We start from the raw sequence: 16,729 nt of genomic DNA, 5'->3' as shown, positions 1-16,729 counted from the left end.
CGTGCGCTTCAGCCGCCGAACAGCAGGTACAGCCCGCCGAAGGTGTACGTGACCATAGTGAGCAGCAGTGCCAGCTGTCCGGTGAGCTGATGCCCCCGCGGCAGGATCCGCACCGATGCGTCGTGTGCCGCAACAACGCCCAGGACGTGCCCGATCAGCACACAGAGCACCTTGATCGACGCGGTCGCGGACGGGTGCTCGGACAGTATGTACGCCACCTCGGCGTTGCCCAGCCCGAGCAGATTCCATCCGCGGCCCAGCGGGTCGGCCAGCAGGATCACCGTCGCCTGACCCTTCTCCACCAGGTACGTCAGGTAATGGGCGAACACGTAGCCGATGATGATCGGGATCAGCGAGTGCGAGAGCAATCCGGGTAGGGCGGCGCGCTGTTGGGGACGTAGGCCGCCCGTCGCCCTGGTGGCCGCCCAGAACGACACTCCGACGAAGCCGATGAAGACGAGCAGTCCGGCGGTGCGCGCCAGCGTCTCGGCTACTGGTCCGCCGGCTGCGTCGAGGGTTCGCTGCCACCATGGAAAGGCGGAGAAGCTGTCGAACGCCGTCGACCCCAGCAGGGTCGCCATCAACGCCACCGACCCGGCGCGCACGGGCATCGACCCCAGATGGTCGAGCGGATTACGTAAGGCGATCCGGCCGTCACCGCGGTTGCGGCTCAGCGGCGACAACCGGGATGCGAGGGTGCTGTAGACCTCGAACGGATCACCTCGCTCGCACCAGCGCTCCCCTGCGAAAACAGCGCCGGCCAACGTCACGACGAGGTAGGCCACACACCAGGTGCGCACGGCGGCAACGGAACCCGGATCCGAATAGGCGAGTTCGAGCCACACGAAAGCGAACAGACCCACCACCGCCGGACGATATCCCCAGGAGTCGCCGTACCGCCGGTTCCGTTCTCCGGGTGAGCGTCCGAGCGCGGCGCACACCATTCGATGCACTGTCCGCACCGGGGACAGCACCCGCCAGATCGGGTCGAACGCCAGCGACACCGCGACCAGGCCCACCCACAGGAGCACGTAGAACACACCGGGCAACGCATTATCCGCGGACGTCGACGGGCCGAAGAACGCGGCCAGAGCCACCCACGCGGTGAGGACGAGCGCTACACCCGCCAGAACGTTCCGGGTGATGGGCGAGTCCGCGAACCGCGTGACCCAGTCGGGGAGGGCGCGGCCGGGGCGGTCGGGATCGAGTTTCGGGGTCTTCCACGCGAAGGCCAGAACGACGAACGACACGGTCAGCGCCCAGCTCGCGCCGATCAGCGCAAAGGTGAAGGGAATCGGAAGATCGGTGGACCCACCGAGCCCGTGTGCGAGCACAGCGGTCATGGACGCACGAGCAGGGTGGCCACCGTCTTGCCGCTCTCGTGCAGTTCCAAGGCGACCTGGCCCGGAACCTCTACCGAGAACTGGGTCTGCTGGCCCGTCCCCGGGTGGATTTCGAACGAGTGCTCCGGCACCGCATGTACGTGCAGTTCGTCGTCGGCGTCGCTGTCGACGCGCACGGTCACGGTCTGTCCTACCGCGACGTCGATGCGCTCGTTGGTGGGAGTCACCGTGCCTTGGCTGATCCGGACGTCGATCACGACACTGTCCTCGGCCGCGTCCGGTGTGGTCTCTGCCGAGGTCTCACTGGCCGGCGTACCGGTGCCTGGGGCTTCGGTTTCGGTACCGCACCCGGAAGCTCCGACGAGAACACCCGCGGACACCGCCACCACGGCGGTCAACCGCCTGATCACCTAGACGTCCTCCTCTTTCCGCTTCGTTGATTCGTCGCCGGTGTTCTCGACATTCTCCGTGTTCTCGGCATTCTCGGCTGCCTCGGCTTTACGGTCCCGGACCGCCAGATAGACGACCAGACCGACGACGAGGAATGCCGGAACGAAGGCGGGAATCGCCAACAACACCGAGTGGTCCGCGAGATACACGACATTCGGGTCGCTCGCCGGACTCATGTCACGTTCACGTCCTCGCGGGTGTCGGCGGTCGCCTGTCCCCGGGTGTACTTGCCGATCCGTCCGGCGCCCCAGGCCAGGGCGGTGACGAGTGCGAGCGTGCAGGCCAACACGACCAGGGAGGCGGCGGCGAACAACCAGCTGGGATGATCGAAGTTGCGCTCCCGCTGCAAGATGGTGATTTCCGGGACGAACTCACGGGTGAACGACGACTCCGCGGGCAGTTCCTCGGCACCGATCCCCGGGTCGCTCGGCAGGAAGATCGGCACCGCCGTCATGGTGCGCCCGTCCTGCACGCGCAGCAAAGTCTTCCACGTTCCGTGCACCGGCACGGGCTCGTTGGTCCGGTAGGTTCCCGGCCCGGTGCGTTCGAGGTTGTCCACGGTGAAACCGTTGTCGAGGTCGGGCCCGCCCTGCCAGGACAGGATGGACACCCAGGCCGGATCGTCGCTCGCCAGATCGGGCGGATCGATGGTGACCTCGGCATTGACCATTCGGCCGCCATTGGGTGCCGCGTCGGTGAGGACCACTGTGGCTGTGGCGTTCTCCGGGACGGTGGCGATCAGGCCGTTGGCGGTCGCACCGCCGATCACCAGAACGGTGGCGACCACGATGGTCCGGCTGAGCGCGGGACGCGGCAAACCCTCGGACCGCAACACCCGGCCGAGCAGCGCACCACAGGCTCCCGCCGCGATACCGACGGGCACGGCCATCGCCAGTGCCTCCGGCCACATACTGGTGGGCCAGGGGTAGAGGTACATGGCGTCGATCCACAACGATTCGAGCCAGAGTCCGACCGTGGCGACGAGGAATCCGCCCACGGCGCCGAACGCCACCCGATTCTTGATCAGCGGGGTGAGGGCCAGCAATTCGATGACCACGGCTGCGCCGAGGCACAGTTCGAACACGTTGGTCGGGGCTCCCAGTACCGGGCCCACCATCAACGCGGTGGCGGCGCGCACCACTCCGGCGACGGCGACTGCGACGAGTGCCGCGAAAGGACCGAGGACGATGCGCGCAGCGACCAGGGCGAATGCGGCAGCACCGGCGATCATCATCGGCTGCAGGACCAACCGGAACTGTTCGACACCGAAGTCGTACTCGATCTGGAAGACGGACAAGCCGATGATCAGACCACCGAAGGTGCCGCACCGGAGGAACCAGATGAGCCGGCTGTCGGCGACCGTCTCCCCCGTCTTGGCGGCGCGACCCTCGAAGTCGAGGAGGAGAACGCCGATCAGGGACAGTCCCGCTCCGCCGATCAGCATGAGGTGAGTGGGGCCCCACAGCGTGACGTCTTGACCGAAGATGCGGTGCCAGACGTCGTCGAGCGGAAAACCGATGAGGGCGTACAAGCCTGCCCCGGCGACCAGTACCCCGCCGACCGGGACGTACCAGGTGCGGGTGATCTTCAGCGCGGCCGGACCTGGATTCTCGTCGCGGGGCAGGATCATCGCCAGCATGCCGGTGATGAACAGCAGGAAGAGACCCACGAGGATGAAGTAGTGCGCCGGGTTCGCCAGCGGGCCGTCGTCACGCCCGCGTCCGATATGCAGACTCACGTCCCAGATGAAGCCGAAGAACGCCGTGAGAATGGTGCCCACGAAGGTGAACAGCGGGAGCGCCACCCACGCGGGGCGGTCCAGCGTGCGACCCGCGGCGTCGGCAATCGACTGTAGCCACGTGATCTTCCGCGCACGGTGCAGGTACGCGATCCACAGCAGGCCGATCGTGATGACCGCCGTCGCCACCGTGATCGCAATCATCTGGTCGAACGCTGCGCCGCCACCCTCTCCGCCAGACTGCGCGAAGATGAGTGAACTCGAAGTAACAGTAACTTGGCTCACGTGGTGATTATGTGCGTCCCGCGCCGAAAATGCCAGCCCCTCGTCGGGGAGGTCACCGTTCCGTAGACGAATCTATGCCTTTCTGCGATCAGACGTAGATCTGCGTAGATGCCGCTATCGCAGTCTCTACCAGGACTAATCGCCAACGTCCGCAACTGCAGCCCGTGTAGGACACCACCCCTGTACTCGTCCGATGCCGCGATACTTCCTGCCAGGCGTGCTCGTGCCGTTCACTCATGGCTCCAGCGTGATGTAATGGCATTGTGCATCTCAACCCTTACGGCGAGTATGCGGTGGAACTCGCCGCTGATCTGGCGAATCGCCGACCCCGGACCATCGACGAACTGGTAGCCCGATGCATCGAGGCCGGAGTCGTGGTCGATTTCCCGGTCTCCGAGGACGACCTCGGCGACGTACTCGCCGTGCTCGACCGGTGGGTGGTCATCGTGGACGCCGCACACGAGCAGGACCGCGCAGAGCAGGTCAATCTCCTCCTCGCAAAGGCGTCCGCCTACCCACGTCTGACCAACCACGCCGGCGACGGCTGGCATCTGCACTATCGCGACGACCAGCATTCCCTCGCCGGAGTGCTCGAGGCACTCATTGCCGTCGGAACCGCATTGCATCTCGTCGGCCGAGGGATGAGCCGCCTCGGCCGGTGCGCGGTGGAGGAATGCACAGTGATCTATGCCGACACCTCACGGAACGGGCGGCAACGCTACTGCTCGCCTCGCTGCGCCAACCGGGACGCCGTCCGCCGTCACCGGTCGCGCTGCTGATCGTCCTGGGGCGAGCTGACTGCTCTGCCCCGAATTGTCGCGCATCACCGCCTCGACCCCGTAGGGGCGTTCGGCCGGAGGCTGAGTGAATTCGACCCCCTTCGCGCGCAGCTCGTCGTAGGTCTTGCGGCAGTCGGTGGTGGTCAATCCGAAGCCGCCCTCGTCCCACTCGCCAGTGCGCGCCGGATCGCCTCTGCCATGTCGGCGTCGAGCGGCGGTCCCGGCTTCATGAGGGTGACCTCGAGCTCGGGGTGGTCCGGGTGCATGATCGTCACCCAGCGGAACCCGTCACCCATCGTGACGTCGGTGCCCTCGACGAAGCCGAGCGTCGTAATTGCGGTCGACGAGGTCGCGGGCGCGGCGCAGGTGCGGGAAAAGCTCCTCGGGAACTCGAGCAGCCGCCGTCATGCTCCCAGTCTGGCAGGACCTACCGACGAGAGGACAGGAACGCCGTCGAGCCCGACAGGTCGCCCGGGCGGTGGCTGCGTGGCTGGACGAGCCCGCGGCGCTCGAGAATAGGCCGCACACCCTCACCGAAGCGGTACGACTCCTCGAGGTGGGGATAACCGGACAGCACGAAATGGTCGAGTCCGAGTGCCGCGTATTCGGCGATGCGGTCGGCGACCTCCTCGTGCGAGCCGACCAGCGCGGTGCCGGCGCCACCCCGCACCAGTCCGACACCTGTCCACAGGTTGGGCGCCACCTCGAGACTCCGCGCGTCACTCGCCTGTGAATACGCGCTGCCTCCGCCGTGAAGCTCACGCATGCGTCGCTGTCCCTCCGAGCCCGAGCGGGCGAGGCTCTGTTGCGCCTGTTCGACCGTGGCCGGATCGAGCGCTGCCAACAGCCGGTCGGCTTCGGCCCAGGCCTCCTCGGAAGTGTCGCGGCTGATCACGTGCAGTCTGATGCCGTAGTCGAGCGTGCGACCCTGCACCTCGGCGAGGTCCCGGATCCACGCGATCTTCCCGGCGACAGCACTGGGCGGCTCACCCCAGGTGAGGTAGGTGTCGGCGAACTGGGACGCGACGGTACCGGCCGCAGGTGACGACCCGCCGAAGAAGATCGGTGGCACGGGATCGGGAATCCGCTGCAGCGAAGCGTTCTCGACCCGGATGTACTCGCCGGCGTAGTCGACCGGACCGTTGCCCGACCACAGACGCCGGATGACGTCGAGAAACTCTCCGCACCGTGCGTATCGCTGGTTCTTGTCGAGGTAATCGCCATACGTCCGCTGCTCGTGGTCTTCTCCACCGGTCACCACATTGAGCAGCAGACGTCCCTCCGACTGCCATTGGAACGTCGACGCCATTTGAGCGGCGAGCGTCGGGCTGAGCAAGCCTGGCCGCAATGCGACCAGAAACTTCAATGTTTCAGTGGTCTCCACCATCATCGCCGTCGTGAGCCACGCGTCCTCGCACCAGGCGCCGGTGGGAGTGAGAACCGATTCGAAACCGCTCGCCTCCGCGGCTGCGCCGATCTGGTTGAGGTATTTCAGCGTTGCGGGACGGTCCCCCGCCATCGAGCTTCCGTGGCCGCCTGCCATCAAGTTGCGGGAGTCACCGTAGGTGGGCAGGAACCAGTGGAAATGCAGAGACACGCGGGATCCTTGTCGACGAAGATGGGCAGCGCTGCCCAGTTCATCAACCGCGCGGCCCCGGCGGGAGGGTTTCATTCACCGTGATTCGGAGGGTGAAGGCCGGCGGCGGACACCGATAACGTCACCGGCCCATGACCACGCTCTCCCAACCCGCCTCCTCGCCGTCGACCGAGTCCGACCTCGAGCGGCGCACGCGGTTACGCACCGTCGTGGCAGCCAGCCTCCTGGGCACGACAGTGGAGTGGTACGACTTCTTCCTCTACGCAACGGCCGCCAGCCTGGTCTTCAACCAACTCTTCTTCCCCGACCAGACGTCCTTCGTCGGCACCATGTTGGCTTTCGCGACGTTCGCAGTCGGTTTCGTGGTCCGCCCGATCGGTGGAGTCGTGTTCGGCCATATCGGCGACCGCATCGGGCGCAAGAAGACGCTCGCGCTGACCATGTTCATCATGGGCATCGCGACCGCCCTGATGGGCGTGCTGCCGACCGCCGAGCAGGTCGGTGTTCTCGCCCCCGTGCTGTTGCTCCTGCTCCGGATTCTGCAGGGGTTCGCCCTGGGTGGCGAATGGGCGGGCGCCGTGCTTCTCGCCGTCGAGCACAGCCCCGCGCGGCGACGCGGGCTGTTCGGGAGCATCCCGCAGATCGGCCTCGCCCTGGGTCTCGCACTGGGGACCGGAGTCTTCGCGGCCCTGCAGGTGATCTTCGACGACGCCCAATTCCTGTCGTACGGATGGCGAATCGCGTTCTTGCTCAGCCTGATCCTCGTCGTCATCGGCTTCGTCGTGCGACTGAAGGTCGAGGAGACCCCGGCCTTCCGGGAAGTGCACGAACTGCAGACGCGTTCCTCCGCTCCGCTGAAGGACGTGTTTCGCGGCCGCGTCCGCCGCAACACTGTGCTCGGATTACTCTCGCGCTGGGGTGAAGGGGCCGCGTTCAACACTTGGGGCGTTTTCGCAATCACCTACGCGACGAAGAGTCTGGACTTCGCGAAAGTGCCCGTCCTGCTGGCCGTCACGATCGCGGCAGTCGTCATGGCGGCCCTGCTTCCGTTCTCCGGGCTCTTGGTGGACCGCTACGGGGCCGCAAGGATCTACATCATCGGTATTACCGCGTACGGCCTGGCGGTGTTCCCGACTTTCGGCCTGTTCGGCACGGGAAACATGCTCTGGTTCACCGTCGCGCTGGTGCTGGTATTCGGGATCATCCACGCTCTGTTCTACGGAGCGCAGGGCACTCTCTATGCAAGTCTCTATCCCACCGAGATCCGCTACACCGGACTGTCGGTGGTGTATCAATTCTCCGGGATCTACGCCTCCGGTGTGACGCCGATGATCCTCACCGCCCTCATCGCAGTCGGCGGCGGCGCCCCGTGGCTCGCCTGCGGCTACCTCGTCGCCACCTCGATCGTCAGCGTCGTTGCCACATCTGCGATCCGTAAGCAAGATCTCTACCTCTGACCCGGGCATCCGTCGGCACTCACTCGGTACACCGACTTCGATACACCAGCGTATTCGATACGTTAGTGTATCGAGTGAGTCCACCGACCCCGGCGCAGAGGAGGGAACATGCCGACATCTTCGGCGCCCACCCCTCACCATGCCACCGACGCGCCGAGAAGGGTGACGAAACGGCGAGGCCAAACTCGGCGGCGCCTGCTCGACGCAGCCGGCGAGGTGTTCTCGGAGAACGGTTTCGGGCGATCGACGGTCGAGCAGATCTGTGAGCGCGGCGGATACACGCGCGGAGCCTTCTACTCCAACTTCGCCTCCCTCGACGAGATGTTCTTCGCCATGTGGGAGCAGCGATCCACCGCCATGCTCGAGCACATTCGACTGGCAGCCGAGTCGTCGGACATCGACCTGACCGATCTTCCGCCGTCGGAGAAGGTGCGTGCCGGTACCGCCCTCATACTCGACGTCGTTCCCGTCGACGACCAGTGGTACCGGATCAACGCCGAATTCACCGCGCATGCGCTACGTAATCCCGCCTTGAAGAAGGCCCTCGCGGCGCGCGAACAAGCGATCCTCGACACGATAGTGCCGATCCTCGAGAGTGCCCTAGGCCGACTCGGCCGCACCATTGTCGGCGACCCACAAACATTGGGCCGCGCCTTGGTCGCCGTACACGACGGCACCAGCGTCCAGTGCCTGATCGAGGACGCCAGCGCGTCCGCCCGGGAACTGCGCGTCGACCTGTTCACCCACGTCGTCACGGCATACAGCCGGCCCGACACCACCCCACCACGCACCGCCCGACAAGAGGAGTCTTCGTGACCGAACAGGCTGATGTCATCGTCGTCGGCGCCGGCTTGGCCGGTCTCGTCGCCACCTATGAACTGGTGAAGGCGGGCCGCAAAGTCCTGGTGGTCGAGCAGGAGAGTTCCTCGAACCTCGGCGGGCAGGCCTTCTGGTCACTCGGCGGGTTGTTTCTCGTCGACACGCCCGAGCAGCGGCGTCTCGGTATCAAGGACTCGTACGAGCTCGCGATCCAGGACTGGATGGGCACCGCCGCCTTCGACCGCGAACGAGAGGACCAGTGGCCCCGCCTGTGGGCGCAGGCGTACGTCGAGTTCGCCGCCGGCGAGAAGCGCCAATACCTGCACGACCTCGGCCTGCGTCTGATGCCCAATGTCGGATGGGCCGAGCGCGGTCGGGGATCTGCACTCGGGCAGGGCAACTCGGTGCCCCGCTTCCACATCACCTGGGGCACCGGACCGGGTGTCGTCGAAATCTTCCTCACCCGTGTCATCGCCGCCTCACAGCGGGGGCTGGTCACATTCAAGCATCGGCATCAGGTCGACGAGATCGTCGTCACCAACGGCGCCGCCACCGGGGTGCGCGGCACCGTCCTCGAACCGTCCACCGAGCCGCGCGGGGTGAAGAGCTCGAGAACGGCGGTCGGGGACTTCGAATTCTCGGCGCAGGCGGTGGTCGTCACCTCCGGCGGCATCGGCGGAAACCCTGAACTGGTCGCGAAGAACTGGCCTGCCCGGCTGGGCAAGGCGCCCGAGAACATGCTCGCCGGGGTCCCGGCGCACGTCGACGGCAGAATGCTGGAGATCACCGAGAACGCGGGCGGCAACATCGTCAACCGCGACCGCATGTGGCACTACACCGAGGGCATCCAGAACTGGGACCCCATCTGGCCCAATCACGGGATCCGGATCATTCCCGGCCCGTCGTCCATGTGGTTCGACGCCAACGGGAAACGGCTGCCCAGCCCCAACTTCCCGGGGTTCGACACCATGGGAACACTGGAATACATCATGAACAGCGGCCACCACCATACGTGGTTCGTGCTCGACCAGAAGATCATCGAGAAGGAGTTCGCGCTGTCGGGCTCCGAACAGAACCCCGACATCACCGGACGGGATTTCAAGCTCCTCGCCGCGCGCCTGAGAAAGGGTGCGCCCGGACCGGTCGAAGCATTCAAACAGCACGGGGTCGATTTCGTGGTCCGCGACAACCTTCGCGACCTCGTCGACGGCATGAACGCGCTCACCGACCAGCCCCTGATCAAGTACGAGGACCTCGAACACGAAATCGTGGCCCGAGACCGCGAGGTGAAGAACAGCTACAGCAAAGACTTCCAGGTGATGGCTATCCACAATGCACGAAACCTTCTCGCCGACAAGATCACTCGCGTCGCCGCCCCACACGAGATACTCGCCCCCGAGAACGGCCCGCTGATCGCTGTCCGGCTGCACCTCCTCACCCGCAAAACACTGGGTGGTCTCGAAACCAATCTCGACTCACAGGTCATCAAGCCCGACGGCACGCCGTTCGAGGGCCTCTACGCCGCGGGTGAGGTCGCCGGATTCGGCGGCGGCGGCGTGCACGGTTACAGCGCCCTCGAGGGCACCTTCCTCGGTGGCTGCATCTTCTCCGGGCGCGCCGCCGGCCGGGCCCTCGCCCGGTAGGCGGCTCCGCCGCTCGTGCGCCTTTCTGGTTGTTACTGCTACCAGAAAGGCGCACGGGCGCGAAGCGCCTACACTCCGGCGAGGGTCCGATTTCCCGACTCGGCCGCCTCGAGTTCGCGGACGAGAGGCAGGATCTTGGCGCCGAAGTATTCGATCTCCTCCTGGAAGTGGAGGAAGCCGCCCAGAATGAGATCGACGCCGCGGCGACGGTATTCGACGATGCGCTCGGCGACTTGTTCGGGTGTGCTGATCAGCTGGGTACGAAACCCGTCGTTGTACTGCACCAAATCTTCGAATGTCGAATCCGCCCACATACCCGATTTGTCGGCGGTGGACGCACCCGCTTGCTGGACGGCCGACTTGAACCCTTCGACGGCCGGCTTGTTGGCCTTGTCGATGATTTCCCGGAGGGTGTCGCGGGCTTCCTTTTCGGTGTCGCGGGCAATGATGAATCCATTGAGGCCGAACTTCACTTCGCGGTTCGCCTCACGCGCGTGCCGGCGGAGGTCCACGATCTGCTCGGTGACACCGTCGTAATCCTTGCCGTTGGAGAAGTACCAATCCGCGTAGCGTCCTCCGTTCGCCCGGGCCGCGGAAGAGTTTCCGCCTTGGAACAGTTCCGGGTTGGGCCGTTCCGGCGTGTTCAACGGTTTCGGCTTCAGCGTGAAGTCGTGGATGCGGTAGAAGTCCCCGCGGAAATCGACGTCGTCTTCGGTCCAGATCTTGCGCAGCACTTGCAGGAACTCGGCGCTGCGCCGGTAGCGCTCGTCGTGTTCGAGCCAGGGCTCTCCGAGGTGGGTGAACTCGTCTTTGAACCAGCCGCTCACCACGTTCACCGCGAACCTGCCGTTCGACAGGTGATCTGCTGTGGCTCCCAGCTTCGCGAGTACGGCGGGCTGCCACAACCCGGGGTGCACCGCCGCGATCACCTTCAGCCGCTCGGTGGCCAGCAACAGCGCGAGACTGAAACTGGTCGATTCGTGCTGGAACTCCGCGCCGTAGCTCGCCTCGTAGCGCACCTGGCTGAGTGCGTACTCGAAACCGTTGTTCTCCGCCGTCTGGGCGAGCTTCTTGTTGTATTCGTAGTCCCAGCTCGTGCGCTGTTCGATGTCGGACGTGACCAGTCCGCCACTGACGTTGGGCACCCAGTAGGCGAACTTGATCTGATCGGCGATGTGTTCCGTTGACATACCCAGGATCGAACCTGTTCACCGCGGTGGCGCCCACCCTTCCGATCATGACGCGTGCAACCCTTCCTCCTTCCTGCGGAGGCGTGTGAGCTTCGCTGACATGACAGCCGTACAGGAGCGAAGAGCTGCTTCCCCGATCGCAAGCGAGACGGACTACAACACGCTCGCCAATACATTCCGCCCCATCTTCTCCGACATCGCCGAGGGGGTGGTGCAGCGCGAGCGCGACCATGTTCTTCCCTACGAACAGATCGACGCCCTGAAGAGAGCTGGTTTCGGCGCAGTCCGGGTCCCCACGTCGCACGGCGGTTTCGGCGCGAGCATTCCGCAGCTGTTCCGCCTTCTCGTCGAACTCTCCGCTGCAGATTCCAATGTCACGCAGGCCTTGCGAGGCCATTTCGCATTCGTCGAGGACCGTCTGGTGGCGGCCGAAGGCGTGGACCGCGACCTGTGGCTGCAGCGTTTCGTCGACGGCCAACTCGTGGGAAACGCGTGGACGGAGATAGGGGACGTCGCCCTCGGGGAAGCCAACACCAAGGTATCGCCCTCACCCGACGGTGATCACTTCCTCGCGAACGGCGCCAAGTACTACAGCACGGGGTCCATCTTCGCCGACTGGATCGATCTGTATTCGCAGCGCACCGACACCGGCGCTTTCGTCATCGCCGCCGTCGACGCACGCCAACCGGGCGTGACCCACAGCGACGACTGGAACGGTTTCGGGCAACAGACCACCGGTTCGGGCACGTCGACCTACGAGAACGCAGTGGTCCGGCCGGAGAACATCTTCGACTTCTCCACGCGCTTCAGGTATCAGACCGCCTTCTACCAGTTGTTCCACCTGGCGACTCTGGCCGGGATTGCCCGGGCTGCGACGGACGCCATTGCCGCACGCGTCGCCGCCCGCACCCGCACGTTCAGTCATGGCAACGCACCCACCTACGCTCAGGACGCCCAGATCCAGCAGGTGGTGGGTGAGGTGTCCGCTGCCGCGCACGCAGCCGAGGCCATCGCGATTCATGCCGCGGAGCCGGCGCAATGGGCCTACGAGGCCGCGTTCGGCAGCGACCCCGACGAGGAGAAGGCGGCCAACATCGCCGCCGAAATTGCCTCCGCGCAAGGACAGGTCGCCTCGACGTCCCTCGTCGTCCCGGCCACGGCGAAGATTTTCGACGCACTCGGCGCCTCGGGTGTCGACCGCGGCTGGGACCTCGACAGGTTCTGGAGAAATGCGCGCACCGTGGCGAGCCACAACCCGGTGGTGTTCAAGGCGAAGGTCGTCGGCGACTACGAAATCAACGGAACCGAACCCATCTACGTCTGGGCCATCGGAACCGCACGGAACGACACAGGAGACCAGTCATGACAGTAACCACGGGAGAGACAGTCTGGGCAGAGACCCCGACCACGAGCGCCGAGTGGATTGCCCGCGCACAGAAGGTGAGCGACATCCTCGCCCGCGACGCCGTCGAACGCGACCGCGTCGGAGCCGCCCCCTACGCGGAGGTCCAGCTCCTCAAGGACAGCGGACTGGTCACCCTCCTGGGCCCCACCGAGTTCGGTGGCGGCGGACAGCGCTGGGAGACGGCGTATCAGGTGGTCCGGGTGATCGCCCGCGGCGACGGTTCGATCGGGCAGCTCCTCGGATACCACTACCTGTGGGCGTGGGCCGTGCGGCTCGTCGGCACCGAACCGCAGATCGGCGCGGTCGAGGAGCTGTACACCAGCAATAACTTCCTCTTCGGCGGTGCGGTCAACCCGCGGGACACCGACCTCACCATCGTCGACCGTGGCGAGACCCTGGTGTACAACGGCGTGAAATCGTTCTCCACCGGAGGACGTGCCACCGACCTCACCGTGCTCGAGGGCATCATCGAGGGCACCACCACCCATGTGTTCGCCATCGTTCCGACCGCTCAGGACGGTATCGTCTTCCGCGGTGACTGGGACAACCTCGGTCAGCGTCTCACCGATTCCGGTTCGGTGGAAATCAATGACGTCGAGGTGGACTGGGCCGGCGCAGCAGGGTTCGTGGACAAGGAGTTCCAGCCCCTCGTCTACAACACGCTGAACTTTCCGGCACTCGAGATCGTGTTCGCCAACTTCTACGTCGGAATCGCCCGCGGCGCCCTCGACACCGCCGCCGAGTACACCCGAACACGCACCCGCCCATGGCCGTACGGGGGCGACAACAAGGAACTCTCCACAGACGAGTGGTACCTGCGTGAAGGCTATGGCGACCTGCAGGCGAAGCTGTGGGCGGCGGAGGCCTTCGTCGATCAGGTCAATCGCGAGTCCGACGCGGTCCTGCACGACGCACGGGAAAACCTCACCGAGCAGGCCCGCGGCGATCTCGCCGTGCGGATTGCCGCAGCGAAACTACGGGCTGCCGACGTTGCCCTCGAAATCGGAACGAGAGTCTTCGAGTTGACGGGTGCGCGCGCCACCTCCAACAGTGTCGGGCTGGACATCTTCTGGCGTAACGTCCGAACGCATACCTTGCACGATCCCGTGGCGTACAAGCGCCGCGAGGTGGGCGGCTACGTCCTGACCGGCGAGATTCCCGAACCTACCTGGTACACCTAGGATCTCGCACATCTACGTTTCACTGATCGCCGAGTCCGGCTACCTACATCCGGTAGCCGGACTCGGCACGTCACGACCACTCGGAGGATCATGACCGCCGTCCAGAACGCTCACCGGATCACCGACGAGGCGCAGGCCCTGGCCGTCGCCGCCGATCTCGCCGCACAATTCGCCGTCGACGCCTCGGCCCGTGACGCGGAACGGACACTGCCGCACGACCAGATTCGGGCACTGGCACAGTCCGGCCTTCTCGCGCTGAGTGTCCCGCGCGAGCACGGTGGAATCGACGCGCGAACGGAGACGCTTACGGAGGTGTTTCGCCTTCTGGCAGAATCCGATCCGAGTATTGCGCAGATCCCGCACAGCCACTACACGTTCCTCGAGGTGTTGCGGCTTCAAGGGACTTCCGATCAGCGCAAGTTCTTCTACAGCGAAGTTCTCGCCGGTGCGCAGTTCGCCAATGCGCAAAGCGAGCGCGGGACGACGACCATCGACGTCGACGCCACCACTCTGGTCGAGGAGGGCGCCGACTTTGTCGTCGACGGAACGAAGTTCTACAGCACCGGCGCCCTCTTCTCCGACTGGATCGCAGTACGGGCCACACTTACCGGGGCCACCACAGCAACCGGAAAACCGGCCAAAGCTGTTGCCTACGTCCCGAGGACCGCACCGGGACTCTCGATCGTCGACGACTGGGACGGCATGGGTCAGAGAACCACCGCGAGCGGCACGGTCACCCTCGAATCCGTGCGGGTGCCCGCGACCCACGTCGTGCCGTTCTCCCCAATCTTCGACGCACCCACCACGTACGGTGCCCAGGCGCAGATTCTGCACGCAGCCATCGACGCCGGCATCGCGTCCGCCGCGCTGAACGAGGCGGTACGGTCGGCACGTCGGGCGCGGCCGTACTTCGAAGCCGGTGTCGGCGACGCCGTCGACGACCCCCTGCTCATCCAATTGGCCGGTGAAGCGTCGCTCGGGGTGCGGGCGGCCACCGCTCTGCTGCGAGAGGGGGCCCGAAGCATCGATGCCGCACGCAGAGACCTGACCGAGTCGACGGCCGCCGTCGCCTCGATCGACGCGGCCGCTGCCAAGGTGGCGTCGGCAAGAGCGTCACTCGAGGCCTCGTCCGTGCTGTTCGAGCTCGGTGGCACGCGCAGTGCGTCGGAGTCGGGCAATCTCTCCCGTTTCTGGCGCGACGCGCGTACCCACACCCTGCACGACCCGACACGCTGGAAGATCCAGCACATCGGCCGGTGGACGCTGTCGGGGACCATTCCGCCCCGGCACGGGCTGCTGTAGGCCCTCCGGGCTCGTGAGTGGTTAAGGAGTCTTAGGACTCGTCAGCCACTCACGGGCGCTAGCCGCCCAGCTTCGCCCTCATGAGGAACACGTTGTAGTCGGACCACGTCGACAGGGTGAAGTACAAATCCTCACCGCTCGACCACGGGTGGATGAAACCGCCGTACAGCTCCGGATATTCCATGGCGCTGACCATCGGGGCACCGTCCGACCATTCACCCTGCGGCGAATCGGACTCCCGGAGAACGATGGCCGCCTTGGAGGTGTCGAGGTAGGACATCTGCCACTTGCCGGTGGCCTCCTCGTACCGCACGGACAGTTCGCCGGCCGGCGCGTTCACAATGGGGGTGGCCTCGTTGAAACCACCGACCGGGGTCCAGTTTCCGTGCTGCCAGTACTGGTAGGCCGACTTGTTGAGCACCTGATCGGCGGGAACCCGCGCGAGGCCGATCGAACCAAGCCGGGTATTGGGGGTGCCGAACATGTAGACGAAGTCGCCGACCGGAACCATCGAGGCCACCTGGAATTTGGTGACGCCGAAAATGTTGTCCCACTTGGCGTAGGGGTCCTTGGTCCACGTGGACCCGCCGTCGTCCGAGTAGGCGATGCCGCCATAGTTCGTCCACCACGTTGCGGGAATGCTGTTCCACGTCCGAATCGACATGTAACTCATGTACTGCCTGTTGCCGACCGCGAATCCCGACGTCGGAATGGTCGTGATCTCGACGTTGTCGAGTTTCCGGCTGTCCAGCAGTTCCGCCGCGTGACAACGGCTGTCCTGCACCATGCTGTCGAGGCTCATACCGTCTGCGAGGTTGCGGTCGGAACTGAAGCCGAGGACATTGCTGCGCCAGTCGCCGCCCTGGCCACCGGGCGGCATGAAGCCCTTGCCGACGGTGTCACCGAAGGCGACCGCGACCTGGTCGGGCGCACTCTCCCACATGATGCCCAGGTCGGTGCCGTTGACCTGGTAGCGCTTGTCGGTCCGGCTGACGGAGCCGGCCCCGGTCACCTTGGCCACCCGGGTCACGTCCCCGATCTTCGGGGTTGCCGGAGCGGGGCTGCGGGGTGCTTCCTCGGTCGCGGGATGCACCAGCGGCGGCGGAGGCGGTAAGGCCACGTCTGCGCCGGGGACGGGAATGCCGAGGTGGAAGGGCGTGAATTTCACGCTGACATCCGGAATGTTCAACACGCTCGACAGGTTTCCCGGATCGAGCTCGGTGTCGTCGGTGAGGTCGGGGCAGGGATCCATGCACGGGTCCGCGGGCAGCGGCGGTGAAGCAATACGCGTAGGTTCTGTGGTGGGCGCCGGGTACGGAACGGTGGTGATCTTCGGGTACGGGATCGGAATTTCGAGCTTTTCCGGTATGAGCGAAGCGGTTTCGTTGGTGCTATCGCTGGCGCACGAACCACTACCCGGCACCCCGTTGGACACCGTTTCGGGTTCGGCGCCGGCCGAGCTCTGATTCGAGTAGACGATCACGCCCGAACCGATAGCCACCGCCGCGAACGACGCGACCCATCTCTTCGACATCCCCGA

14 protein-coding genes and 1 pseudogene are annotated in these 16,729 nt (G+C 65.4%); 7 read left to right on the top strand and 8 right to left on the bottom strand.

The genetic code is table 11. The features are described 5' to 3' along the window. Positions 1-8: 8 nt before the first annotated feature. Genes GFS60_RS18505 through GFS60_RS18490 form a run of 4 tightly spaced genes read right to left on the bottom strand, consistent with a single transcriptional unit; the run spans position 9 to position 3,816 of the window. Complete coding sequence (locus GFS60_RS18505; RefSeq protein WP_159923435.1) at positions 9-1,343, bottom strand: hypothetical protein; 1,335 nt, start codon at positions 1,341-1,343, stop codon at positions 9-11. Then, positions 1,340-1,753 carry a hypothetical protein gene (locus GFS60_RS18500; RefSeq protein ID WP_159923433.1) on the bottom strand — a complete coding sequence of 138 codons (414 nt, stop codon included), beginning with the start codon at positions 1,751-1,753 and terminating at the stop codon, positions 1,340-1,342. The genes GFS60_RS18505 and GFS60_RS18500 overlap by 4 nt, the downstream gene beginning before the upstream one ends. Further along, complete coding sequence (locus tag GFS60_RS18495; protein WP_159923431.1) at positions 1,754-1,969, bottom strand: hypothetical protein; 216 nt, start codon at positions 1,967-1,969, stop codon at positions 1,754-1,756. Next, positions 1,966-3,816: a hypothetical protein gene (locus tag GFS60_RS18490; RefSeq protein ID WP_159923429.1), complete on the bottom strand. Its 1,851-nt coding sequence runs from the start codon at positions 3,814-3,816 to the stop codon at positions 1,966-1,968. The genes GFS60_RS18495 and GFS60_RS18490 overlap by 4 nt, the downstream gene beginning before the upstream one ends. A gap of 263 nt (positions 3,817-4,079) precedes the next feature. On the opposite strand from GFS60_RS18490, the gene GFS60_RS18485 reads away from it, so the two are divergent. Then, positions 4,080-4,595: a CGNR zinc finger domain-containing protein gene (locus tag GFS60_RS18485; protein WP_159923427.1), complete on the top strand. Its 516-nt coding sequence runs from the start codon at positions 4,080-4,082 to the stop codon at positions 4,593-4,595. On the opposite strand, the pseudogene GFS60_RS18480 reads toward GFS60_RS18485, so the two are convergent. Then, positions 4,515-4,930, bottom strand: a pseudogene (locus GFS60_RS18480) (VOC family protein). The gene GFS60_RS18485 and the pseudogene GFS60_RS18480 overlap by 81 nt on opposite strands. A 92-nt stretch (positions 4,931-5,022) precedes the next feature. After that, the gene (locus GFS60_RS18470) at positions 5,023-6,192 is read right to left on the bottom strand and encodes an LLM class flavin-dependent oxidoreductase (protein ID WP_159923425.1); all 1,170 of its coding nucleotides are present in this window, start codon (positions 6,190-6,192) and stop codon (positions 5,023-5,025) included. A gap of 131 nt (positions 6,193-6,323) precedes the next feature. Here GFS60_RS18470 and GFS60_RS18465 point away from each other — a divergent pair, with 131 nt between their 5' ends. The 3 genes from GFS60_RS18465 (at position 6,324) to GFS60_RS18455 (ending at position 10,111) form a co-directional block, all read left to right on the top strand. Next, entirely contained in the window at positions 6,324-7,649 is a 1,326-nt protein-coding gene (locus GFS60_RS18465; protein WP_159923423.1) for an MFS transporter, read from the top strand. 108 nt (positions 7,650-7,757) lie between these two features. Beyond that, the gene (locus tag GFS60_RS18460) at positions 7,758-8,465 is read left to right on the top strand and encodes a TetR/AcrR family transcriptional regulator (RefSeq protein ID WP_159923421.1); all 708 of its coding nucleotides are present in this window, start codon (positions 7,758-7,760) and stop codon (positions 8,463-8,465) included. Further along, a complete protein-coding gene (locus GFS60_RS18455; RefSeq protein ID WP_159923419.1) occupies positions 8,462-10,111 on the top strand; it encodes an FAD-binding dehydrogenase in 1,650 nt (549 codons plus the stop codon). Before GFS60_RS18460 ends, GFS60_RS18455 begins: the two co-directional genes overlap by 4 nt. A gap of 68 nt (positions 10,112-10,179) precedes the next feature. Here GFS60_RS18455 and sfnG read toward each other — a convergent pair whose 3' ends face one another. Next, on the bottom strand, positions 10,180-11,301 hold the full coding sequence (gene sfnG / locus GFS60_RS18450) for a dimethylsulfone monooxygenase SfnG (protein WP_159923417.1): 1,122 nt from the start codon (positions 11,299-11,301) through the stop codon (positions 10,180-10,182). A 100-nt stretch (positions 11,302-11,401) separates the two neighbouring features. Here sfnG and GFS60_RS18445 point away from each other — a divergent pair, with 100 nt between their 5' ends. From GFS60_RS18445 to GFS60_RS18435, 3 genes are all read left to right on the top strand, one after another. Then, positions 11,402-12,667 (top strand): acyl-CoA dehydrogenase family protein, encoded by a 1,266-nt coding sequence (locus GFS60_RS18445; RefSeq protein WP_159923415.1) that lies wholly within the window; start codon positions 11,402-11,404, stop codon positions 12,665-12,667. Then, entirely contained in the window at positions 12,664-13,887 is a 1,224-nt protein-coding gene (locus GFS60_RS18440; protein ID WP_159923413.1) for an acyl-CoA dehydrogenase family protein, read from the top strand. The genes GFS60_RS18445 and GFS60_RS18440 overlap by 4 nt, the downstream gene beginning before the upstream one ends. Before the next feature lie 90 nt (positions 13,888-13,977). After that, a complete protein-coding gene (locus tag GFS60_RS18435; protein ID WP_159923411.1) occupies positions 13,978-15,189 on the top strand; it encodes an SfnB family sulfur acquisition oxidoreductase in 1,212 nt (403 codons plus the stop codon). 58 nt (positions 15,190-15,247) lie between these two features. On the opposite strand, the gene GFS60_RS18430 is transcribed toward GFS60_RS18435, so the two are convergent. Continuing rightward, positions 15,248-16,723 (bottom strand): DUF4185 domain-containing protein, encoded by a 1,476-nt coding sequence (locus GFS60_RS18430; RefSeq protein ID WP_159923409.1) that lies wholly within the window; start codon positions 16,721-16,723, stop codon positions 15,248-15,250. Between the last annotated feature and the right edge of the window lie 6 nt (positions 16,724-16,729).

The sequence above is a fragment of the Rhodococcus sp. WAY2 genome (assembly GCF_009859915.1).
GTDB lineage: Bacteria > Actinomycetota > Actinomycetes > Mycobacteriales > Mycobacteriaceae > Rhodococcus_F > Rhodococcus_F oxybenzonivorans.
Note: the sequence above shows the minus strand (reverse complement) of the source record. Positions and strands in the feature narration are given on the sequence as shown.